Source organism: Plantactinospora sp. B6F1, assembly GCF_040120695.1.
GTDB lineage: Bacteria > Actinomycetota > Actinomycetes > Mycobacteriales > Micromonosporaceae > Plantactinospora.
Genome location: NZ_JBEEAC010000009.1, coordinates 156,840 through 178,209 on the forward strand (window position 1 = coordinate 156,840; position 21,370 = coordinate 178,209).

At 71.9% G+C, this 21,370-nt stretch carries 16 protein-coding genes and 1 tRNA gene; 7 read left to right on the forward strand and 10 right to left on the reverse strand.

What is annotated here, in order from left to right; all coding sequences use genetic code 11:
- Nucleotides 1–2: 2 nt before the first annotated feature.
- Complete coding sequence (locus ABNF97_RS14930; protein ID WP_130465340.1) at nucleotides 3–767, reverse strand: phosphatase PAP2 family protein; 765 nt, start codon at nucleotides 765–767, stop codon at nucleotides 3–5.
- Nucleotides 768–865: 98 nt separating this feature from the next.
- On the opposite strand from ABNF97_RS14930, the gene ABNF97_RS14935 reads away from it, so the two are divergent.
- The gene (locus ABNF97_RS14935; RefSeq protein WP_486484877.1) at nucleotides 866–2,122 is read left to right on the forward strand and encodes a DUF4032 domain-containing protein; all 1,257 of its coding nucleotides are present in this window, start codon (nucleotides 866–868) and stop codon (nucleotides 2,120–2,122) included.
- A gap of 133 nt (nucleotides 2,123–2,255) precedes the next feature.
- On the opposite strand, the gene ABNF97_RS14940 is transcribed toward ABNF97_RS14935, so the two are convergent.
- A complete protein-coding gene (locus ABNF97_RS14940) occupies nucleotides 2,256–4,295 on the reverse strand; it encodes an NAD-binding protein (protein ID WP_349338900.1) in 2,040 nt (679 codons plus the stop codon).
- 115 nt (nucleotides 4,296–4,410) lie between these two features.
- Here ABNF97_RS14940 and ABNF97_RS14945 point away from each other — a divergent pair, with 115 nt between their 5' ends.
- Together ABNF97_RS14945 and ABNF97_RS14950 are read left to right on the forward strand one after the other, a co-directional pair.
- Entirely contained in the window at nucleotides 4,411–4,914 is a 504-nt protein-coding gene (locus tag ABNF97_RS14945) for an MSMEG_6728 family protein (protein ID WP_349338901.1), read from the forward strand.
- A complete protein-coding gene (locus ABNF97_RS14950) occupies nucleotides 4,914–6,395 on the forward strand; it encodes an FAD-dependent oxidoreductase (protein WP_130465344.1) in 1,482 nt (493 codons plus the stop codon). Before ABNF97_RS14945 ends, ABNF97_RS14950 begins: the two co-directional genes overlap by 1 nt.
- Nucleotides 6,396–6,495: 100 nt before the next feature.
- On the opposite strand, the gene lhgD is transcribed toward ABNF97_RS14950, so the two are convergent.
- On the reverse strand, nucleotides 6,496–7,686 hold the full coding sequence (gene lhgD, locus ABNF97_RS14955) for an L-2-hydroxyglutarate dehydrogenase (protein WP_349338902.1): 1,191 nt from the start codon (nucleotides 7,684–7,686) through the stop codon (nucleotides 6,496–6,498).
- A 333-nt stretch (nucleotides 7,687–8,019) separates the two neighbouring features.
- Between lhgD and ABNF97_RS14960 the strand changes: the two genes are divergently transcribed.
- Together ABNF97_RS14960 and ABNF97_RS14965 are read left to right on the forward strand one after the other, a co-directional pair.
- Nucleotides 8,020–8,328 (forward strand): hypothetical protein, encoded by a 309-nt coding sequence (locus tag ABNF97_RS14960; RefSeq protein ID WP_130465346.1) that lies wholly within the window; start codon nucleotides 8,020–8,022, stop codon nucleotides 8,326–8,328.
- Between the two features lie 34 nt (nucleotides 8,329–8,362).
- On the forward strand, nucleotides 8,363–9,079 hold the full coding sequence (locus tag ABNF97_RS14965) for a hypothetical protein (protein WP_165436889.1): 717 nt from the start codon (nucleotides 8,363–8,365) through the stop codon (nucleotides 9,077–9,079).
- A gap of 51 nt (nucleotides 9,080–9,130) precedes the next feature.
- Here the strand turns inward: ABNF97_RS14965 and ABNF97_RS14970 are convergent.
- Nucleotides 9,131–9,207, reverse strand: a tRNA-Thr gene (locus ABNF97_RS14970).
- A gap of 320 nt (nucleotides 9,208–9,527) precedes the next feature.
- On the opposite strand from ABNF97_RS14970, the gene ABNF97_RS14975 reads away from it, so the two are divergent.
- Nucleotides 9,528–10,619 (forward strand): sn-glycerol-3-phosphate ABC transporter ATP-binding protein UgpC, encoded by a 1,092-nt coding sequence (locus ABNF97_RS14975; protein ID WP_130465347.1) that lies wholly within the window; start codon nucleotides 9,528–9,530, stop codon nucleotides 10,617–10,619.
- 203 nt (nucleotides 10,620–10,822) lie between these two features.
- Nucleotides 10,823–12,166: a family 16 glycosylhydrolase gene (locus ABNF97_RS14980; RefSeq protein WP_349338903.1), complete on the forward strand. Its 1,344-nt coding sequence runs from the start codon at nucleotides 10,823–10,825 to the stop codon at nucleotides 12,164–12,166.
- A 141-nt stretch (nucleotides 12,167–12,307) separates the two neighbouring features.
- Here ABNF97_RS14980 and ABNF97_RS14985 read toward each other — a convergent pair whose 3' ends face one another.
- The 6 genes from ABNF97_RS14985 to uxaC all read right to left on the reverse strand — a co-directional run bounded on the left by ABNF97_RS14985 (nucleotide 12,308) and on the right by uxaC (nucleotide 21,362).
- A complete protein-coding gene (locus tag ABNF97_RS14985) occupies nucleotides 12,308–13,894 on the reverse strand; it encodes a pectate lyase family protein (RefSeq protein ID WP_349338904.1) in 1,587 nt (528 codons plus the stop codon).
- 161 nt (nucleotides 13,895–14,055) lie between these two features.
- The gene (locus ABNF97_RS14990; RefSeq protein ID WP_349338905.1) at nucleotides 14,056–15,417 is read right to left on the reverse strand and encodes a pectate lyase family protein; all 1,362 of its coding nucleotides are present in this window, start codon (nucleotides 15,415–15,417) and stop codon (nucleotides 14,056–14,058) included.
- 286 nt (nucleotides 15,418–15,703) lie between these two features.
- Nucleotides 15,704–16,933, reverse strand: coding sequence for a Gfo/Idh/MocA family protein (locus tag ABNF97_RS14995; RefSeq protein ID WP_349338906.1), 1,230 nt, complete (start codon nucleotides 16,931–16,933; stop codon nucleotides 15,704–15,706).
- Nucleotides 16,930–18,435: a mannitol dehydrogenase family protein gene (locus ABNF97_RS15000; RefSeq protein ID WP_349338907.1), complete on the reverse strand. Its 1,506-nt coding sequence runs from the start codon at nucleotides 18,433–18,435 to the stop codon at nucleotides 16,930–16,932. Before ABNF97_RS15000 ends, ABNF97_RS14995 begins: the two co-directional genes overlap by 4 nt.
- Entirely contained in the window at nucleotides 18,426–19,736 is a 1,311-nt protein-coding gene (locus ABNF97_RS15005) for an enolase C-terminal domain-like protein (protein WP_349338908.1), read from the reverse strand. Before ABNF97_RS15005 ends, ABNF97_RS15000 begins: the two co-directional genes overlap by 10 nt.
- 189 nt (nucleotides 19,737–19,925) lie before the next feature.
- On the reverse strand, nucleotides 19,926–21,362 hold the full coding sequence (gene uxaC / locus ABNF97_RS15010) for a glucuronate isomerase (protein ID WP_130465353.1): 1,437 nt from the start codon (nucleotides 21,360–21,362) through the stop codon (nucleotides 19,926–19,928).
- Nucleotides 21,363–21,370 lie beyond the last annotated feature (8 nt).

Consider the following 21,370-nt stretch of genomic DNA (forward strand, 5'->3'; position numbering starts at 1 on the left):
GCCTAGAGGTCGTCGGTGAACACTCCACGTCGGTGCACCCCGCCGGGCAGGGCCGGCAGCGGTAGGTCGTCCCACGGCACCCGGTCGAGTATCCGGCCGAGAACGAGCCCGAGCAGCAGCCCGGCGACCGAGTCGGTGAGCCAGTGCCAGCCGAGGTAGATGGTGGTGCAGAAGACGATTGCCGGCGGGGCGATCCGGATGGCCCGGTAGAGCCCCACCGGGGCGTCCGGCCGGCCGAGCGTACGCAGTAGCGCGGCGAGCAGAACCGCGATCGCGGCGTACCAGACGATGGCGTTGCCGACGTGTCCAGACGGGTACGACAGGTCGAACTCGTCGGGCGGCAGGGTGGCGAAGATCCGCACGGACTGCTCGGGCGGCAGGTCCGAGCTTGGCGCGGCCCGATCGGTCCAGAGCTTCACCGGGCCGATGGTGAACGAGGTGAGCACGAACGCCCCCACACCGACCAGCAGCGGTCGGATCGACCGGGTACGCAGCGCGACCACCGCCCCCAGCCCGAACGCGAGTGGCATCAGCACCCAGCCGCCCTGACCAAGGAAGTTGAACACCACCGCCACCCAGTACGCCGGCTCCGGCCGGTGCGCATTGACCCAGTCCCGTACCGCCAGGTCGAGGCCGAGCAACTGACCGGCGGCGAGCGCGGCGGTCAACGCGACCACGGCCACGACCAGTACCCCGTCCAGCCACCAGCCCGACGGACGGACGGGGCGCGGCCGCAGCGGTCGGCGTACCGTCGTGGTTTCCCGCATTCCGCCCACGCTACCGGTCCGCCGCCCGGAGCCGGCGCAGGACGGCGGCCGGCGCGGGACGGCGACCAGCGCAGGCGCAGGACGGCGGCCGGCGATGTGTGCCCGCACACGTGAGGCAGCGCGGGGCGGCTCGGAGCGGCATGCTTGTTGCCGTGCGGATCACCTCGGCCCTCGTCGACCCGGCGCTGCTCGACCTCCCCTGGTCGACTCCGCTGGAGCAGTGGCCCGCCGACCAGTTGGTGGCGCTACCCCAGGGAATCTCCCGGCACGTCGTCAGATTCGTCCGTCTAGCCGGAACCGTGTACGCGGTCAAGGAGACCGGCGAACGGGTCGCCGAGCGGGAGTACGACCTGCTCCGCGCGCTGGAGCGGATCGACTTCCCGTCGGTGCGGGCGGTCGCGATCGTCGCCGACCGGCACGACGAACGGGGCGAGCCGCTCGACCCGGTGCTGATCACCCGACACCTCCAGTTCTCCCTCCCCTACCGGGCGCTCTTCTCGAACACGCTGCGTCCCGGGACACTCAACCGACTGCTCGACGCGCTGGCCGCGCTGATCGTCCGGATGCACCTGACCGGCTTCTTCTGGGGCGACTGCTCGCTGTCGAACACTCTTTTCCGGCGGGACGCCGGCGCCTTCGCCGCCTACCTGGTCGACGCCGAGACCGGCGCGCTGCGCGCTCGGCTCTCCAACGGGCAGCGGGAGGAGGATCTGGAGATCGCCCGGGTGAACATCTTCGGCGAGGCGCTGGACCTGGAGGCGGCCGGGCTGCTGCACCCCTCGATCGACCCCGAGGTCGTCTGCGAGGAGGTGGTCCAGCGCTACCAGCGGCTGTGGCACGAAATTACCTACGAGCAGCAGATCGAGCGGGAGGCCCGGCACGACATCGAGGGACGGATCCGCCGGCTCAACGAACTTGGCTTCGACGTCGCGGAGGTGGCGATGTCGATGGTGGACAACGGGCGCTACCTGGTCCGGCCCAAGGTGGTCGACGCCGGCTACCACAGCCGCCGGCTGCTCCGGCTGACCGGGCTGGACACCGAGGAGAACCAGGCCCGGCGGCTCCTCAACGACCTGGACACCTACCGGGCGGAGAGCGACCTCACCGACGAGCAGCAGGCGGCGCACCGCTGGCTGACCGAGGTTTTCGAGCCGGTGGTCCGGGCGGTACCGGCACACCTGCGCGGAAAACTCGAACCGGCCGAACTCTTCGCGCAGATCATCGAGCACCGCTGGCGGCTCTCCGAGCGGGCCGGCCGGGATGTCGGGCTGGCCCCGGCCGTGCAGTCGTTCCTCGCCGACGAGTTGGTGAACCGCCCCGACGAGCAGGCCATACTCGGCGTCGAGATCGGCTGACCGCCGCCCGCCCGGCGACGAGCCCCGGGAGCCGAGCGGCAACCAGGCCGGGAGCCGAGCGGCAACCAGGCCGGGAGCCGAGCGGCAACCAGGCCGGGGTAACCCGGCACCGAGCCGACCGGTAACCCGGCTCTCAGTGCGGGGGTTCGGGTCGGCGGACCGGCGGCGGGTTCGGCTGGCTCCGCCGAACCGTCCGGCCGGGCTGGCTGCGAGTGCCGGCCCGGCCCGGCTGACCGGCCTGCCGGGGCACGGTCCGCCGGCTCGGCCGGCTCGGGTCCGAGGACCGGGCCGCCGATTCACCCGGTCGGGCCGCCGATTCACCCGGTCGGCCCGCCGGTTCACCCGGTCGGCCCGCCGGTCCCCCGCTCGGCTCCGGTGGCGGTGGCGGTGGCAGCGGGGTACTCGCCTCCCTGAGCAGCCGGTTCAGCCCGGCCCGCCGGACCACCACGGTCACCACGTCCCCGGGCCGGAGTTGGTGCTCCGGCGGCGGGGACCACTCGGCGCGCCGCTGGCCGGCGCCGGTCAGCGCGAGCACCCGGACCCACTCCACCTGGCTGACCACCCGCAGTTCCTGCCCGGCCAGTGCCGCGCCGGCCGCGATCGGCACCTCCGCGACCAGCAGCGCGTGCCGGGCGACCGGGATCGTCGCGATCACCGCCCGGTTGAGCAGCGCCGCGGAGAACGACGGCGCCGCCAGGTAGGAGACGCTGCGGGAGACGCCGATCCGGAAGGTCTTCTGGATCCGCTGCGCGAAGTCGCCGTCGAAGAGCCGCAGCACCACCTGTAGGTCACTGCGGAGCGCCCGTCCGTTCAGCGCCGCCTGGAGGTTGGTCACGTCGTCGGTGGAGACCACCACCAGGGCCTGGGCGGTGCCGACCGAGGCGGCGTCCAGGGTCTCCTCCCGGGCGGCGTCCCCGACGATCAGCGGGATGTTCAGCCGCCGGGCGACCGCCGCACCCCGGGCATCCGGGTCCTTGTCGATCGCGACCACCTCGATGCCGAGGTCGTGTAGCTGCCACATCACCCGGGTACCGACGTTGCCCAGCCCGACCACCACGACGTGCCCGTCGCGCTCCCCCGGCAGCAGTCCGGCGTCCAGCGCCAGCCGGGCCTTGACGATGCCGTCCACCACCGCGGCGGTGATCAGCGGGATCAGCGCCAGCCCGGCCAGGTTCAGCACGACCTGCAGGACCTGGGCCGCCGCGCCCTTGTCGAGGTCCGGGTCGGCACCGACGATCGTGGTCACCATCGTCAGGTAGATCGCGTCTCCGATGCTCTTGTGCTCGGCGGAGGAGAGCAGGAAGCCGAGCACGACCACCACGATCAGCACCGCGATGGTGGCCATCCCGATCTTTCGGGTGGCGAACGAGCGCATCGCCCGGAGCAGCACGGCGGTGCGGCGCCGCCGCCACCCCGGGGTACGCAGCAGCCGCCGGGTGCGCAACAGCCGCCGCCGGGTCGCCTGCTCCTCTCCGGCCTGCCCGTTCTGGCCGACCGCCTCGGCCAGGACCAGGTCGGCGTCCGACGGATCGGCGGGCAGCACCACCGGGTGGTTCGAATCCCGGGTGTCGGCCAGGCCGCAGACCACCTGTTCCGGCCGGACCTCGGCCCGGGACGCGACGAAAAGGGTACGACCGCCGTGCCGGAAGTACGTCGGTGCGACCTCGCCGAGCGCCGCCGCGACGAACGCGGGTGCGGCCATCGAGGCGTCGGAGAGTACCGCGCTGTTCGGGAAGAGTTGCCGGATCCCGTTGCCCAGACTCATGTTGAACATCCGCAGCACCACCCGGAGGTCCGGCTCGACCTCCTGGGCGCAGAGCGCCGCGTGGATGTTGCCCACGTCGTCCTGGTGCAGCAGCGCCAGACCGGTCGCCCCGACCAGCCCGGCCGCCCGGAACGTCTCCTCGTCGAGCCGGTCCGACTGGATCACCCGGACGCCCCGGATCGACCGGATGTCCGGCCCGTCCGGCCGTCGCCGGTACGGCACGATGACGGTCACCCGCATGCCGCTGCCCTGCGGATCGTTGCCCAGCAGCTCGGTGACGAGGTGTACGGCGAGGGCGTCCTGGCCGCACACCACGTAGTGCGGGCGGTGGTCCCCGTTGGTCCGCAGGCCGTCCCGTAACCGGGTCTCGAACGCGCGCCGGGCCCGGGTCCGCCAGAGATCCGCCATGCCCGGATGGTAGTCACTGTGATCAGTGCGCGGGAGCCGGCCGGAACGGGACGGGACGGGAGAATCACCCCGCGTGTCGAAGAATGGAAGGCCCGGTCACGGGTAGTGCACTCCGGTGCAGACCTTCCTGCCGTACCCGGACTTCGGGCAGACCGCCCGGAGCCTGGACCAGCTGCGGCTGGGCAAGCAGCGGGTCGAGGCGATCCAGGTGCTGCGCGGCCTGGTCCGCCCCGGCTACGGCTGGCGCCACCACCCGGCGGTGAAGATGTGGGCCGGCTACGAGGAGGCGCTGGTCCGGTACGGCCTGGACATCTGCGCCGAGTGGGTCTCGACCGGCCGGGCCGACACCTGCGCCGGCACCCTGGTCGCCGACCTCGCCGCCGGCTGCGGCCTGAGCACCGTACGCCGGCAGGACGAGTTGGCCGCCGCCGGTGAGCTACCACCCTGGATCGGCCGGGACGACCTGCACCTGAGCCACCGCTCGGCGCTGCTGCGCAAGGACCCGGTGCACTACGGACCGATCTTCGGCGAGGTGCCCGAGGTGCCGTACGTCTGGCCCTCCTCCGACCGCCCACCCGGCTGCCGCCCACCACCACCCGCACCGGCCGGGCGGTCCTGATGCGACGGTCGCCGGAGCGGGTACGGCGGGAGACCGACGCCCTGGTGGTCGGTGGCGGCGTCGCCGGGATCTCGGCGGCGGTCGTGCTGGCCGAGCGCGGCGTCCGGGTCACCGTGCTGGAGGCCCGACCCCGGCTCGGCGGCCGGCTCGACACCCGGGCCGCGACCCTGGCCGACGGCACCGTCGCGCCGGTCGACCACGGATTCCACGCCTTCTTCCGGCAGTACCACCAGTTGCGCGCGATCCTGCGCCGGATCGACCCGGCACTCACCCTGCTCCGGCCGGTACCCGGTTATCCGGTGCTGCACGCCGACTGGCCGGCCGAGGACTTCGGCCGGCTGCCGGCGAGGCCGCCGTGGAACCTGCTCGCGCTGCTGGCCCGCAGTCCCAGCCTGCGCCTGCGTGACCTGCGCCGGATGGACGGCCGATCGGCCCTGCCGCTGCTGGCCTACCACCCCCGGCGCACCTACGCCGAACTCGACGGCAGCAGTGCCGAGCAGCTGCTCGACGCGCTGCGGCTGCCGGACCGGGCCCGGGCGATGCTCTTCGAGGTCTTCTCGCACTCGTTCTTCAACCACGAGGCCGAACTCTCCGCCGCCGAACTGGTGGCCAACTTCCACTTCTATTTCCTCGGTAACCCGGAAGGGCTCGGCTTCGACGCACCGGATCGGGACTACGAGTCGGCGATCTGGCGTCCGCTCGCCGATCACCTGCGGCGGCACGGTGCCCGGATCCTCCTCGGAGCGCCGGTGACGGCGGTAACGCCCGACGCCGACGGCTGGCGGCTCGCGACCGGCACCGGGGAACACCACCGGGCCCGCGACGTCGTACTGGCCGTGGACCCGCCGGCCCTGACCGCGCTGCTGGCCGACTCGCCGGAGCTGGCCGCCCGGGCGCCCGTACTCGCCGGACAGGTCGCCGGGCTCGGCACCGGCCCGCCGTACGCGGTCGCCCGGTACTGGCTGGCCGGCGACGTGGCACCGGATCGGGCGGTGTTCAGCGGGGTGTCCCGGCAACCCACCCTGGACTCGGTGACCCTCTACCACCGGCTGGAGTCGCAGGCCCGCCACTGGGCCGCCCGGACCCGCGGTGCGGTGCTGGAACTGCACGCGTACGCCTGTCCGGACGGCGTGCCCGCGCCGGAGCTGGCCCGGCGGATGTTGGCCGAGCTGGCCGGGCTCTGGCCGGAGATCGCCGATCTGCCGGTGCGGGACCTGCGCTGCCGGGTCGAGCGGCGGGCCCCGGCGTTCCGGCCGGGCTGCTCGGCCGACCGGCCGGGCGTGCTCACCGACGCGGACCGGCTCTACCTGGCCGGCGACGGCATCCGCACCGAGCTGCCCAGCGCGCTGCTGGAGCGGGCCGCCCTGACCGGAGTACTCGCCGCCAACCACATCCTCCGGCGCGCCGGTGCCGCCACCGAACCGGTCCGGACCATCCCCCGGTACGGCCTGCTGGCCCGCCGCTCCCGCCGGCAGCCCTGACCCGGCGAAGTGAACGGTCGGCGGGGTGTCGACGGTCGCCGTGGTGCCACCGGTCGCCGTAGTGCCAACGATCGGCAGGCAGTCAACGGCCGGCGGGCAGTCAACGGTCGGCGGGGAGCCGGTCGACGATGTGCCGGGCGATCTCGAACGAGCTGGTCGCGGCGGGGGACGGCGCGTTGAGCACGTGCACCTGCCGCGCCGCCTCCACGATCAGGAAGTCGTCCACCAGTCCGCCGTCCGGGCGTACGGCCTGGGCGCGTACTCCGGCCCCGGCCGGGACGATGTCGGCCTCGGTCAGCTCGGGCACCAACCGGGCCAGGCTCGCGGCGAAGCGTTTCCGGGACAGTGACCGGATCACCTCGGTCAGCCCGTACCGGTAGTGCCGGCGGGCCAGTGCCCACAGGCCGGAGTAGCCGACCTGCTCCCGGACGTCGCGCGGGTCGAACCGGCGCCACGAGTAGCCCTCCCGGGCGGTGGCGAGCACCGCGTTCGGGCCGGCGTGCACCGTGCCGTCGATCATGCGGGTCAGGTGTACGCCGAGGAACGGGAACCGCGGGTCGGGGACCGGATAGATCAGTCCGCGCACCAGCTTCCGCCGCTGCGGCACCAGCTCGTCGTATTCGCCCCGAAACGGCACGATCCGGGCCGGCGGGTCGATGCCGGCCAGCCGGGCGATCCGGTCGGCGTGCAGCCCGGCGCAGTTCACCAGGACGTCGCCGGTCACCTCGCCCGCGCTCGTGCTCACCACGAGGCCGCCGGTCCGGTTCCGGATCCCGGTGACCCTGGTGTTCAGGCGCAGCTCGGCACCGCTTGCCGCGAGGAGTTCGGCGAGCCGCCGACAGACCGCGCCGAAGTCGACGATCCCGGTCGAGGCGACCCGCAGCGCGGCGACGGCGGCGACGTGCGGCTCGTGTTCGGCTGCCTCGATCGCGTTGAGCAGGGTGGCCGGCAGTCCGTTGGCGACGGCCCGCTCGTGCAGGGCGTGCAGCCGGGGCAGTTCGGCGGCCTCGGCGGCGACGATCAGCTTGCCGCAGACCTCGTACGGCAACTCCTGCTCGGCGCAGAACCGCACCATCGAGGCGCTGCCGGCCCGGCACAGGGTCGCCTTGAGACTGCCCGGCGGGTAGTAGACACCCGCGTGGATGACCCCGGAGTTGTGGCCGGTCTGATGGGCGGCCCAGCCGGACTCCTTCTCCAGCACGGTGACCGTGTCCCGAGGCCGGTCGGTACGCAGCCGGTGCGCCACCGCGAGCCCGACGATCCCGCCGCCCACGATCACGTACCTGGTCATCCACGCTCCCCGGCCGGTGGCATCGGAGCCGATGGTATGCGCCCCTCCGGTTCCGGTATATCGGCACGAACGCACCGGCCCTGGCGTGTCCCGGTGCGACACTGTCCGGTTCACGACTGTTTCTTCCGCAAATTGTAAGTCGCGACAAATATCGATACTAACCTGGATCGCCCAGACTTATAGAACTATTCACAATAGGCAGGTTCGATGCTGACCTATGCGCAATTGCCCGCGCGACCATGGTGGGGGAGTGTGGCGGCGGCCCGGAAGCCCACGTCCGGTGACCGGGCGACAGGACGGCTGGCGGAACCGGGCACCCCGGCGAGCTGACGTGTGGGCGAACTGGCAAATCTCGTCCCGTCCGGCGGCTTCGGTGCCGTCGGCGTCGGAGGGCTGCTCGTCATGATCGTTGCGTACCTGCTCAACGCCAACCGGGCCGATCGCAAGGAGTACCAGGAGGCGATCGACCGCGCCGAGAAGCGCGCGGACGACGCCGCACGCCGGACCGATGCCGCCGAGCAGCGGGCGGAGGGACTGCAACAGGCCGTCGACGAGGCCCGCCGGGCGCGGCGGGCCGCCGAGGACGCGCTCGCCCTCCTCGAACGCGAACTGCACCGCTACCGCTCGAACGGCCCGGCCTGACCTCTCACGAGCTCCGGTGCGACGAGGAGAGACGATGACCGAGGAGACGGAGATTTTCCGCCGGCGGATGGACCGGCGCATCCGGCGGCGCCTCGTCATCGTGGTCGTGGCGACCGCGCTGGTCGCGGCGACGGCCGGCTGGGCCTGGGCCCGGCTCGACCAGCAGGCCGCCGTGCAGCAGCGCCGGGCGGCGACCGCCGTCTCCGGCGCCGAACAGCTCTGCCAGCAGGTACGCCAGCTCGGCGGCGAGTGCGTCGTCGACCCGGCCGACCTGCGCCCCGCCCAAGGTCCGGCCGGGCCGGAGGGTCCACCCGGGCCACCGGGACTACCCGGTCGGGACGGCGAACCCGGCCCGCCCGGCGAACCCGGGCCACCAGGCGAACCCGGGCCAGCAGGGGATCCCGGGCCAGCAGGGGATCCCGGGCCAGCAGGGGATCCCGGGCCACCCGGCGAGCCCGGCCCGGAGGGTCCACCCGGCCCGGAGGGTCCACCCGGCCCGGAGGGTCCACCCGGCCCGGAGGGTCCCGCCGGCCCGTCGGGCGAGCCGGGTATGCCCGGTCCGACCTGCCCCACCGGTACGACGCTGCTGACCCTCTCGGTAGCGACCCCGGAGGGGCCACGGCAGATCGCTGCCTGCGTCGTCGATCCGACCCCGCAGGCCAGCACGCTCGCCCTGCCAGGTCGGCTCTTCTTCAGCCCGGTGACGGCTGGTGACCAGGCTTCCGGCCGTCGGCACCGGGCCGCACCCTGAGCCGCCTCGGCATGCCCACCCTGGCCATCCTCCCGGTGGCAGGCGGCACGTTGGAGCCCCCGGTCGGACTCGAACCGACGACCACTCGCTTACAAGGCGAGTGCTCTGGCCAACTGAGCTACAGGGGCGCGATGTTCGTGGTCAGCATAGCTACTGATGGGCTCCTACCATGGACGGCACCGATTCCGATAGCCGACACCGACGACCCCGCATGCGGTTGGTGGCGGACCATGCCCGGATGCCCGAAATGTTCGTCAGATACGTCCCAGGAATAGCCCCCGACCTTGGCATGTGAGAAAAACCCGTTTACCGTGGCGTGACGCGGATGACACCCCAGGCTGCCCAGCGCCGCCCGGATGCCCTCCACGGACCGGTGCGGTGACGCCCCGGTCGCACTTTCACTCGGATCGTCCGGCACGTTCCTGCCGGTGAAAGGAAGCGCTGCACCATGGCTACGGTCACCTACTCGAAGGCCACCCGGATCTACCCGGGTACCGAGCGCCCAGCGGTCGACCACCTCGACCTGGAGATCGGCGACGGCGAGTTCCTCGTCCTGGTCGGTCCCTCCGGCTGCGGCAAGTCCACCAGCCTGCGGATGCTCGCAGGGCTGGAAGACGTCGACGACGGCTCGATCTACATCGACACCCGGGACGTCACCCACCTGCCGCCGAAGGCCCGCGACATCGCGATGGTCTTCCAGAACTACGCGCTCTACCCGCACATGACGGTCTACGAGAACATGGCGTTCGCGCTGAAGCTCCGCAAGACCTCGAAGTCGGAGATCGACCGGCGGGTCAAGGAGGCGGCCGCGCTGCTCCAACTGGAGGAGTACCTCAGCCGCAAGCCCAAGGCGCTCTCCGGTGGTCAGCGCCAGCGGGTCGCGATGGGCCGGGCGATCGTCCGCGAGCCCCAGGTCTTCCTGATGGACGAGCCGCTGTCCAACCTGGACGCCAAGCTCCGGGTGCAGACCCGTACCCAGATCGCGACCCTGCAGGCCAAGCTCGGCGTCACCACCGTCTACGTGACGCACGACCAGGTCGAGGCGATGACCATGGGGCACCGGGTGGCGGTCATGCTGGACGGCGTGCTCCAGCAGGTCGACACCCCGCGTGAGCTCTACGACACCCCGGCCAACGTCTTCGTCGCCGGCTTCATGGGCTCGCCCGCGATGAACATCAAGACGGTGCCGCTGACCGATAGCGGGGCGATGTTCGCCGACCTGGCCATCCCGCTGACCCGGGAGCAGGTGGCCGCGGCCAGGGCCGAGGGTGGCAACGGCAAGGTGACCGTCGGCTTCCGTCCCGAGGACTGCGACCTGGTCGCGCCGAGCGAGGGCGGCCTCGCCCTCGTCGTCGAGCTGGTCGAGGACCTGGGCTCGGACGCGAACATCTACGGCCACGCCGCGATCGACGGCAGCTCGGAGCGGTTCGTGGTGCGTACCGACCGTCGGAACATGCCGAACATGGGCGACACCGTCTACGTCAAGCCGCGCGCCGGCCGGAACCACGCGTTCCACGCCGTGACCGGTCGCCGGATCTGACCGCACCCCCGTGGTGTCCTCGGGCCGGTCGCTCTCCGGAGCGACCGGCCCGGGTTTTTGGTCGGGGCGTTTCCGCTGGTCGCATTCCCAGTAGCGGACCACCGACCCGTATACACGACTCGGATCGGCCACCACCATGATCGATATCCTGCTAGCCTCCCGATCTTCCGGACCTTGACGTCCGAAGATCACAGAGGAGCACGATGCAGAAAACACGGGGATGGCTCTCGATCTTCCTCGGAGTGACGACCGCAGCGATGGCGCCAGCCGTCGTCGGGCCGGTCGGCTCCGCACAGGCGACATCCACAGCACCCAGCGTCCAGGCCGCGCAGACGCTCACCGTCCAGGCTGACGCCGACACCACGTACACGCCGGTCACCGCAGATGGTGACAACGGCGTCAAGACGACCCTGGCCTCCTGTCCGCAGAGCTGCGAGGGCAACCCCGACGGGGAGCGTCAGCCGGTGCTCGGCTTCACCGTCAGCGGCCTGCCCAGCACGGCGACGAACATCCGCGCCAGGCTCGAGGTCTACACCTGGACCGCGGCCACCGCCGGGGTGACCGCCTATCCGGCCAGCGGCGGCGCGAGCGGCCCCGGCACCTGGGCCAACCGGCCGACGCTCGGCGCCGCGCTGGCGTCCACGCCCAGCGTGGTGGCCGGGCACAACGGCTTCGACGTCTCGCGGGCCGTACCCGGAAACGGTACGTTCGCCTTCGCGCTGCGCCAGCAGACGCCGACCACCCGCACCTACTGGGCGTCCCGGGAACACGCCAACACCGCGATCCGCCCCCGGCTGGTGATCACGTACGACACCGGGTCGCCGTGGACGCTCGCCTGGTGGGACGAGTTCGACGGCAACTCCCTGGACACCAGCAAATGGAACGCCCGGAACAACAGCTATGTGGACTACGACCGGGCCTGCATCACCAGCCGGCCGGAGAACGTCTTCGTCTCGGGTGGCCTGCTGACCATGCGGGTCCGGAAGGAGCAGTACACCTGTGGCGGTGGTGGCACCCGCCAGTACACCACCAGCTACCTGGCCACGGACCGCGGCAAGGCGTCGTTCACGTACGGCCGGTTCGAGGTACGGGCGAAGTCGCCGAACGGACCGACCAACTCGAAGGGGCTCTGGCCGGCGTTCTGGATGCGGCCGGACGACGGCGGCACCGGCGAGATCGACGTCGTCGAGCTGCCCGGTGGCTCGCAGTACTACCGGGCCGCCACCCAGGCGATCTTCTACGACTACACGCCGATCAAGCAGGACCACCGGCACACCTTCGCCACCGGCTACCCGGGCGACGGATTCCACACCTACACCACCGAGTGGGAGCCGGGCGTGCTCCGCTGGTACATCGACGGGGTGCTGGTGTGGCAGCGGGACCGGACCACCACGACCTGGTTCGACGAGGTGTTCAACAAGCCGTACCACCTGCGGTTGAACTACCAGGTCGGCGGCTGGCTGGGCGATCCGGACGCGACGACGGTACTGCCGGCGGACTTCCAGGTCGACTACGTACGGGTGTACCAGCGGTCCGGGACCTCCTGACCGCCTCCGCCCCGCGGTGAGGGTCCGGCCCGGCGTCGTCGTCGACGGCGCCGGGCCGGAGGCGGAATCACATCCACGCCGCACACGGTGTCGGCGGGGCACCTCCGGTCGGTCACTCGACCGTGGGTGCCCCGCCATCCGCTACAGACCGATCCGGCCGGTACCCGCGCCGCCGGTCACGATCGACTTCACGCTGCTGGCGTTGTCGAGCTGGTACGAGTACGGGATCCCCGCCACGCTCCCGCCACCGCTCTGCGGGGTGCCGGAGCCGACGAAGTAGTTGTTGCGCTGCACGATCGCGCCGGGGTCGGAGCTGGCGTACCCGACCAGGGTCGGGTCTTCGACGTTCTCGAAGTAGTTCCCCTCGACCAGCACCCCGGCGCCCATCGTGGAGGCGACGCCGTACTCGTTGTCGTAGTAGTAGTTGTTGTAGACGTGCACCGGGTTGCCGAACCGCACCCGGGGGTGCCGGGTCCCGGAGCCGTCGAACCAGTTGTGGTGGTAGCTGACCCGCAGGTGCCCGACGTCCTGGCTGGCGTTGTCGTCGCTGTGTCCGAGCAGCATCGACTTGTCGTGCCCGTACACCCGGTTCCAGGAGACGGTCACGAAGTCGGAGCCGCGCTTGATGTCGACGGCACCGTCGTACCCGTCGGTGAAGCTGTTGTGGTCCACCCAGACGTTGGTGGCCCCGGTCTCGACGTTGATCGCGTCATCGTCCCAGCTGCGGAAGTTCAGGTTGCGGATGATGACGTTGCGGTCACCGTTGATGGTGAAGCCACAGCCGGAGATGGTGGCGTTCGACCCGACGCCGACGATGGTCTTGTTGGAGCGGACCCGGAGCATCCCGGAGCAGGAGATGGTGCCGGAGACCCGGATCACCGCCGCGCTGCTGGAACCGACCGCGCTGGTCAGCGCCGATGCGCTGGTCACCGTCGTGGCACCGGCGTTGCCGCCGCCGGAGGTACCGCCGTTCTGGGTGGCCCAGCCGACCAGCCCGGTCTGCGGCGGCAGCGTCGGACCGGTCGTCGGCGGCGGGGTCGTCGGCTGGCCGGTCGGCGGTGAGGTCGTCGGCTGGCCGGTCGGCGGGTTGGTCGGCTGCGAACCGACCGTGTCGACGCTGACGTCGTCGAAGGTGGCGCTGGCGTAGACGGTCACCAGGGCGATCCGGCCGGCGGTCTGGGCCGAGTTGCTGCCCGAACCGACCTGCGTACCGTTGACGAAGCCCTGGATCGAGCTGCCGTTGACCACCAGCCGCAGGGTGTACCAGCTGCCCGTGCCCACCGAGAGCGACGCCGAGCCGATCACCGTGATCGAGCTGCCGTTGACCGCCTGTAGCTCGGCCCGGTTCGCGTTGATCAGCGCCAGCCGGTACATCCGGGTCGCGCTGCTCACCCGGGCGGCGATCGCGACCAGCCGGTTCGAACCGTTGAACGACAGCGGTTTGACCCGGGCCTGGACCTGGTAGTTCGTCCAACCGGTGTCCCCGGCGAAGCCCCGGGCCAGCTCGCTGCCCGCGTTGCTCTGCCGGTACGCCGGGGACCCGTCGGTGGCGACCGCCCAGTCGCCGCCGGACTTCGACCACCCGTCGGCGTTGCCGTCGTCGAAGTTGTCCGAGAACAGGGTGGCTGCCCGGGCCGGGCCGGTGATGACTCCGATGGTCAGCGCGACGGCCAGCAGGCCCGCGCCGGCCGCGACCAGCAGGCCGCGACGGGTTCTTCGGTTCCGCACCTTTGCCTCCAATTGTCCGTGCTCGCCGCGGCGCGCGCGGCGTGCGGTGGTGGGACGGTGGCCGCCGCCGGCGCGGCGACGGCGGTGGTGTGGGGGTACCGCGTTCCAAGGCGGCGCCGCGCCGCCGCGGGTTGGGCCCGGCGGGACGGCCGGGCCAGCGTTCACACCGGCATCCGGCCGGCTCCGGCCAGCGCCTGCACCACCAGCGGTACGAGCGGGGCGGGCAACACCGGCCCGGCCCGCAGGGTCGGCGTCCAACCCGCGTCGCCGCCCAGGTCGGGGTCGTGCTCGGCGTTGTACGCGGCCAGCAGGCTCACCGGCCGGGCCGGCTCGCGGCCCTCGCGTACCCAGTTGTCCCGCTCGGTGATCACCGTGCCGCCCCAGTCGTGGAGCAGGTCCGCCGCGGTCAGGCCGGAGCCGAGGGTGAAGTGGTTGCGCTCGGCGTACACCGCCGACTGGACGCCGACCCCGATCGCGTAACCGAACGCGTCACCGCCGAGCCGGTAGGCGTTGTTGTAGATGTCCACCTGGCCGAACCGCACCCGGGGCAGCCGCTGCATGGTGCCGTCGAAGAGGTTGTGGTGCAGCGTGACGTCGAGCCGGCCGACGTCCGGGCCGACGGTGTTCGACGAGCCGATCAGCATCACCTTGTCCCGGGCCAGGAACCGGTTGTACGAGGCGGTCACCCGGCTGGCGGTGTGGGTGATGTCGAGCGACCCGTCGTGCACCATGTACGGCCGTCCGAAGTAGACCGGCAGCCCGCTGTCCGGGTTGTCGCCGTCGGTGAAGGTGTTGTGGTCGACCCAGACGTTCTCGCTGCGCCGTACCGACATCAGGTCGAACTGGGAGTTCCAGTTGCCGGCGTCGCCGTCGGTTGGCGACCATGCCGGGAAGCAGTCCCGGGCGTCGGCGAAGGTCAGGTTGCGCACGATCACGTTGTCGGCGGTGTCCACCATCAGGGTCAGCCCGGCGAGTGTCGCGCCGCGCAGCCCGACGATGGTGGTGTTCGGCCCGACGTTGATCTGCGTCTGCCGGGTCTGGTTCGCCACCGACCGGATCCGGGCCTGCTCCAGCGGCCCGGACGGCGGCACCCGCCCCCAGGTCGCCGGATCGTGCGTCGCCAGGTAGGCGTCCAGCGAGTATTCCGGATCCGCCAGGTCGGCGCAGTCGAGCGGTCGCCCGTCGGCCGCCTCGAAGCCGTCGATGTCTCCCCTGACGTAGATGATCTTCGGGGTCGCGTTGTTCCTGTTCGTGGCGTTGTCGCCACCGAGGGCCCGGACCAGTTCGGCCCGGGTCCGGACCACGTGCACCTGGTCCGGGCTGGCCGCCGAGCCGCCGGTGGTGCCGGGTCCTGCGGCGGCCCAGCCGTCGCCGGCCGGCAGCGCCTGCCGGCCCAGCAGCCCGGCCGCCCAGGACAGTCCGTCTCCGCCGTGCGCGCTGGCCACCGCCGGCGCCACCACCAGGGCGCCGGAGACCACGAGAAGACTACCGACCACGGCGGCGGTCAACCTGCTCGATCGCATCCTATTCTCCGCGTCTGTCTACCGTTTGGCCGAATCTCGTAACGGTCACGAAATCCTCTTGTAAATGAACGGTAGGTAAGCGCGATTAAAAGTGTCAATGCGTTCTGTTTGCAGGTATGTTGCATAAATTGAGGACAATGATGATTTGCTCGGCGGCCGAATGCCGAGTAGAGGGATATTCGGTCCGATTTCTATCGGACGGTTGTCCCCGAGATTTGCAGTCCGTCGCCCGTTCTGACGCATCCGGCCCGGCCGTCACGCATCATCAGTCTCCCGCAGCCGACCGTCACGCATCGCCGATCTCCCGCTCCACCGCCGCCCGGTGCGGCTTCACCGCCCACGGCACACCCAACTCCGAGAGGAGCACGCCCTCGGCCGCCGCCCGGCGCAGCGCCGCGTTGACCCCCCGGATGGTCAGCACCCGGTCCGACCCCGCACCGGACGCCACCACCCGCTCCCCCTCGACCAGCTCCGGTTCCGGTGCCGCCGAGATCGCCTGCACCAGGGCGGTGAACGCCGCCGTCCGGGCCAGCGGCGCGATCAGCGGCACCGCGGGATCGGTTCGGTGCGCCAACAGGTTCTCCAGCAGGTTCAGCCGGTCCGGCACCTCGCGCGGCCCCGGGTCACCCGGGAGCGTCAACCGGTCCGCGGTGTACTCCAGCACCGCCCGGCCGGCGGTGCCGTGCACGATCACCTCACCGGCGACGAAGTCCTCACCTGCGAGCGTCACGGCCGCCAGCACCGGCAGGCCGCAGCCGAGGGTCACCCGCAGCGCGGCGGTGTCGTCCACCTCGATTGGCCGGGTCCGGTAGCGCTCCAGCTCGACCTGGACCGGCCAGGCCGGCGCGGCGCCGTCGACCGCACCCAACGGCGCGACCGCGCCGGCCGCCACCGCCGCTGCTGCCACCGCCAGGCACTGCATCACCGCGTGGGCCAGCGGATTCACGAGTACGCCGTCCAGTGCCGGCCGCCCGTCCAGGCTGCGCCGACCGGCCCACGGAGCACGGGCGTAGTAGCCGTCGGTACGCTGCCAGCACGCCACCGTCGAGATTCCGGTGACCCCACCCAGCCGGCCCTCGGCGACCGCCGCGACCAGCTCGCGCAGTGCCGCCGAGCCGAGCGCCTGGAACCCGATCTGCGCCACCCGGCCGTTCTCGGCCAGCGCGCCGGCCAGGGTGCGGTGCTCGGCCAGCGAGAGCACCGGCGGCTTCTCCAGCAGCAGGTCCGCGCCGGCCCGGATCGCGTCCAACGCGATCGGCAGGTGGGTGTGCGGCGGCGTGCAGATCACCACCACCTCCGGGCGTACCGCCGCAAGCATCTGGCGATGGTCGGTGAAGATCCGCGCCCCGGGCGGGACCGGCGCGTCCGGCTCCGCCTCCACCGGCCGTACGTCGACCAGGGCGACCAACTCCAGCCGCCCGGCCTCGTGCAGCGGGGCGATGATCCGGCGGTGCCACAGCCCGTGCCCGCTCGCCCCGACCAGCGCCACCCTCGGCGGCGCACCGACCCCGCTCATGCGACACCCGCCAACGTCTTCTCCACTCCGTGCCGGTCCAGCGCGGTGAGCCACTCCACCACGAGCTCGCGTACCTCGTCGTCGGCGGCGAGTTCCGCCGGGAAGACCTCGGTCAACCCGAACAGCGCCGCCATCACCCCGGCCGGGGTCCCCTGCCCGGCCGCCAGGGCCGCCCGGATCCGGTCGGCGAGCGGGTCGTTCAGCGGCAGCGACGTACCGTCGTCGGCCCGGCCCTGTGCGAAGCGCATCCAGGCCGCCACCACCAGGGCCGCCCACCGGGGCCGGGCCCCGGCCGCACGCAGATCCGTGATGGTGTGCAGCACCCGCTGCGGCAGCTTCTGCGAGCCGTCCATCGCGATCTGGATGGTGCGGTGCCGGAGCACCGGATTGGCGAACCGCTCCAGCACCTCCTCGCCGTAGTCGACCACCGAGACGCCGTCCGGCGGGGTGAAGCTGGCCGCCACGTCCTCGGCGATCAGCCGGCGCAGCACCACGGCCAGGTGCGGGATCTCCAGCGCCTCCGCGATGGTCTCCCGGCCGGCCAGCGCGCCGAGGTACGCCGTTGCCGAGTGCACGCCGTTCAGCGCGCGCAGCTTCAGCCGCTCCCAGGGGCCGGCGTCGTCGGTGAGCACCGCACCGGCCCGCTCCCAGGCCGGTCGCCCGCCCGGGAACCGGTCCTCGATCACCCACTGCCGGTACGGCTCGGCGGCCACCGCCGCCAGATCGCTGACCCCGAGCGCCGCCTGCGCGTCGGCCAGGGTCTGCGGGGTGCTCGCCGGCACGATCCGGTCCACCATCGTGCCGGGGAAGGTGACGTTGTCGCGCAGCCAGCCGGCGATCCGCTCGGAGCGGCCGCCCGCGACGTCGCCGACCACGTCGAGCGCCTGGCCGACCAGGCTGTGCAGCCGCTCCCCGTTGGACGGCAGATTGTCGCAGCTGACCAGCGCGATCGGCCCGGCGTCGGCGACCGCCCGGGCGAGCAGGCCCTGGACCAGCAGACCCGGCACGGTCTGCGGCGGCCGGTCGGTGGTCAGGTCGGCCAGCATCGCCTCGTCCGGCCGGAGCCGACCGGTCGCCGGGTCGAGCTGGTACGCCTTCTCGGTCACCGTGAGCGTGACCACCCGGATCGCCGGGTCGGCCAGCAGCGCGACGATCGCCGCCGGGTCGCTGGCCGCGTGCCGGACCTCGGTGAGCGCCCCCACCACCCGGGTCTGGTTGCCCGCCCCGGAGGTGCTGGTGACGCTGAACAGGCAGTCCTGGGCGGCGAGCGTGGTCACGATCTCGGTGCTGCGCGGTGCCACCCCGACGATGCCCCAGTCGCCACCGGCCGCCGCCACCGCCTCCTCGGTGTAGACCGCCTGGTGGGCCCGGTGGAACGCGCCCAGCCCGAGGTGCACGATCCCGGCCGGTACGGCACCGGGCCGGATCAGCGGCCGGCACGAGGACGGCAGTCGGCGCAGCGCGCCGAGGCCCAGCCGCGAGGCGCCGACGGTCACGCCCATACCGGGCCACCCGGGAAGGAGTACTCGGCGACCGACGACGGCTTCATCGTGGAGCTGTAACCGGACTGCTCCGGCAACAGGTAGCGGCCCCCTCGGGTGCGTACCGGGTCGACGAAGTGCTCGTGCAGGTGGTCGACGTACTCGACCATCCGGCCGTCCAGCGAGGTGCCGACCCGCAGGTAGTCGAAGATCGCCAGGTGCTGGACGTACTCGCAGAGGCCCACGCCGCCGGCGTGCGGGCAGATCGGCACGCCGAACTTCGCCGCCATCAGCATCACCGAGAGCACCTCGTTGACCCCGCCGATCCGGCAGGCGTCGATCTGGCAGACCCGGATCGCCTCGGCCTGCATGAGCTGCTTGAAGATGACCCGGTTCGCCGCCACCTCGCCGGTGGCGACCCGGCAGCGCCCGCCGGAGAGCCCGGTCACCGCCTCGGCGATCCGGGCGTGCCCGAGTACGTCGTCGGCGTGTGTCGGCTCCTCGATCCAGTACGGGTCGAACTCCACCAGCCGGGACATGTTGGCGATCGCCTCGTCGACGTCCCAGACCTGGTTGGCGTCCATCATCAGCAGCGCGTCCGGGCCGATCTCCTCGCGGATGATCCGCGCCCGGCGAACGTCGTCGTCGACCGGGCCGCCGACCTTCATCTTCATCGCCCGCCACCCCTGCGCGTACGCCTCACGGGTCAGCGCCCGGACCTTGTCGTCCGGATAGCCGAGCCAGCCGACCGAGGTGGTGTAGGACGGGAACCCGTCCCGGGCCAGCTCGGCGAGCCGGTCCGGGAGGCCGACCTGCCCCTTCTCCAGGATGGCGACCGCCTCGGCCGGGTTGATCGCGTCGACGATGTGGTGGAAGTCGACGTTACGGACCAGTTCCTCGCTCGGCATCTCGGCGAGCAGCCGCCACAGCGGCTTGCCCTCCAGCTTGGCCCGCAGGTCCCAGACCGCGTTGACCAGGGCACCGGTCGCCATGTGGATGACGCCCTTCTCCGGCCCCAGCCAGCGCAGCTGCACGTCGGCGGTGAGCGACCGCCAGAACGCCACCGGATTCGCGACGATCTCCGTCATGGTCCGGCCGACCACGTGGTGGGCCAACGCCCGGATGGCGGCGCAGGTCAGCTCGTTGCCCCGGCCGTTGGTGAAGGTGAACCCGGCCCCGAAGGTCCCGTCCGGCGCGTCGGTGCGCAACTCGACGTAGCTGGCCGAGTAGTCGCCCCGGTTGATCGCGTCCGAGCCGTCCCCGGCCGCCGCCGTCGGAAACCGCACGTCGTGCACGTCGACACCGGTGATGGTAACCGTCACTGTGCTTGCCTTTCGTTCCCGACTGCGGGACTCACTCGCTCCGCTCGCTCATTCCTCGCGCTCACCGGCTTGCCTTTCGTTCCCGACTGCGGGACTCACTCGCTGCGCTCGCTCATTCCTCGCGCTCACCGGCTTGCCTTTCGTTCCCGACTGCGGGACTCACTCGCTGCGCTCGCTCATTCCTCGCGCTCACCGGTCTGGACTGTCGAGCTTGAAGACCTTCTTGGGCAGGTGGTAGGCGAGGTCGACGATGGTCTCGGCCGCCTCGTCCAGTGGCAGCCGGTGCTCGGCGACGAGCCGGGCCAGGAAGCCGGCGTCGATCCGCCGGGCCACGTCGTGGCGGACCGGGATCGAGCAGAACGCCCGGGTGTCGTCGACGAATCCGGCGGTGTTGTAGAAGCCGGCGGTCTCGGTGACGGCCTCCCGGAACCGGCGCAGCACCTCGGGTGAGTCCAGGAACCACCAGGGTGCGCCGAGGTAGAGCGCCGGGTAGCCGCCGGCCAGCGGGGCCAGCTCCCGGGTGAAGGTGTACTCGTCCAGGGTGTAGACGACGACCCGCAGCCGGGGATCGTTGCCGTACGCGTCCAGCAGCGGGGTGAGCGCGTGCAGGTACTCGGTGGCCTGCGGAATGTCGCCGCCGACGTCCCGGCCGTGCTTGGCGTAGAGCCAGCGGTTGTGGTTGCGTACCGAGCCGGGGTGCAGCTGCATCACCAGACCGTCCTCGATGGACATCCGGGCGAACTCCACAAGCATGTGCGCCCGGAACGCCTCGGCGTCCTCGGTGGTGGCCTCGCCGCGCAGGCCGCGCTGGTAGAGGGTGCTCGCCTCGGCCTCGCCCAGCCGCAGGGTCAGCGCGGTCGGGTGGCCGTGGTCGGTGGAGGTGGCTCCGGCGGCGATGAACGCCTGGCGGCGGCTGCGCAGCGCGGCGAGGTACCCGGGGTACCGGCCGGTGTCCTCGCCGGTGATGTCGCCGAGCCGGGCGACGTTGGCGGCCCAGCCGTCGAACTCCATGTCCACGACGTTGTCCGGCCGGAAGGTGGTGACCACCCGTCCACCGGGCCCGCCCCAGCCGTCCGCGGCGAGCTTGGCGTGCCGGCCCAGGTCGTCCAGGGGCGACTCGGTGGTGGCCAGCACCTCGATGTTGAAGCGTTCGAAGAGCGCCCGGGGCCGGAACTCCGGCTGGTCGAGCTGCGCCGCGATCGCGTCGTAAATCTCGTCGGCGGTCTCCGTCGAGAGCCGGGTCTCGATCCCGAAGACCTTCCGGAAGGTCTCCTCCAGCCAGAGCCGGCTCGGGGTGCCCCGGAACAGGTGCCAGTGCGCCGCGAAGCGCCGCCAGATGGTCCGCCCGTCCGTCTCGACCGGCCCGCCGTCCACCGCCGGTACGCCCAGCTCGGCCGGGGGGACCCCCTGGCTGAGCAGCATCCGGGTCAGGTAGTGGTCCGGCACGATGATCAGCCGCGCCGGGTCCGGGAAGGCGACGTCGTCGGCGAGGATGCCCGGGTCCACGTGCCCGTGCGGCGAGATCAGCGGCCGGTCCCGGACCAGCGCGTACAGCTCGCGGGCGATCGAGCGTTGGCTGGGCTCGGACGGAAATAGCAGATCAGGCCGATCGGACGACGCGGACACTGGCGAAC

Bases quoted from the DNA above. Each gene is read 5' to 3' on its own strand.
- lhgD (WP_349338902.1), bottom strand. From the start codon at position 7,686: ATGACCAGGTACGTGATCGTGGGCGGCGGGATCGTCGGGCTCGCGGTG.
- ABNF97_RS14930 (WP_130465340.1), bottom strand. From the start codon at position 767: ATGCGGGAAACCACGACGGTACGCCGACCGCTGCGGCCGCGCCCCGTC.
- ABNF97_RS14975 (WP_130465347.1), top strand. From the start codon at position 9,528: ATGGCTACGGTCACCTACTCGAAGGCCACCCGGATCTACCCGGGTACC.
- ABNF97_RS14980 (WP_349338903.1), top strand. From the start codon at position 10,823: ATGCAGAAAACACGGGGATGGCTCTCGATCTTCCTCGGAGTGACGACC.
- ABNF97_RS15000 (WP_349338907.1), bottom strand. From the start codon at position 18,435: ATGGGCGTGACCGTCGGCGCCTCGCGGCTGGGCCTCGGCGCGCTGCGC.
- ABNF97_RS14995 (WP_349338906.1), bottom strand. From the start codon at position 16,933: ATGAGCGGGGTCGGTGCGCCGCCGAGGGTGGCGCTGGTCGGGGCGAGC.
- ABNF97_RS14950 (WP_130465344.1), top strand. From the start codon at position 4,914: ATGCGACGGTCGCCGGAGCGGGTACGGCGGGAGACCGACGCCCTGGTG.
- ABNF97_RS14990 (WP_349338905.1), bottom strand. From the start codon at position 15,417: ATGCGATCGAGCAGGTTGACCGCCGCCGTGGTCGGTAGTCTTCTCGTG.
- ABNF97_RS14940 (WP_349338900.1), bottom strand. From the start codon at position 4,295: ATGGCGGATCTCTGGCGGACCCGGGCCCGGCGCGCGTTCGAGACCCGG.
- ABNF97_RS14965 (WP_165436889.1), top strand. From the start codon at position 8,363: ATGACCGAGGAGACGGAGATTTTCCGCCGGCGGATGGACCGGCGCATC.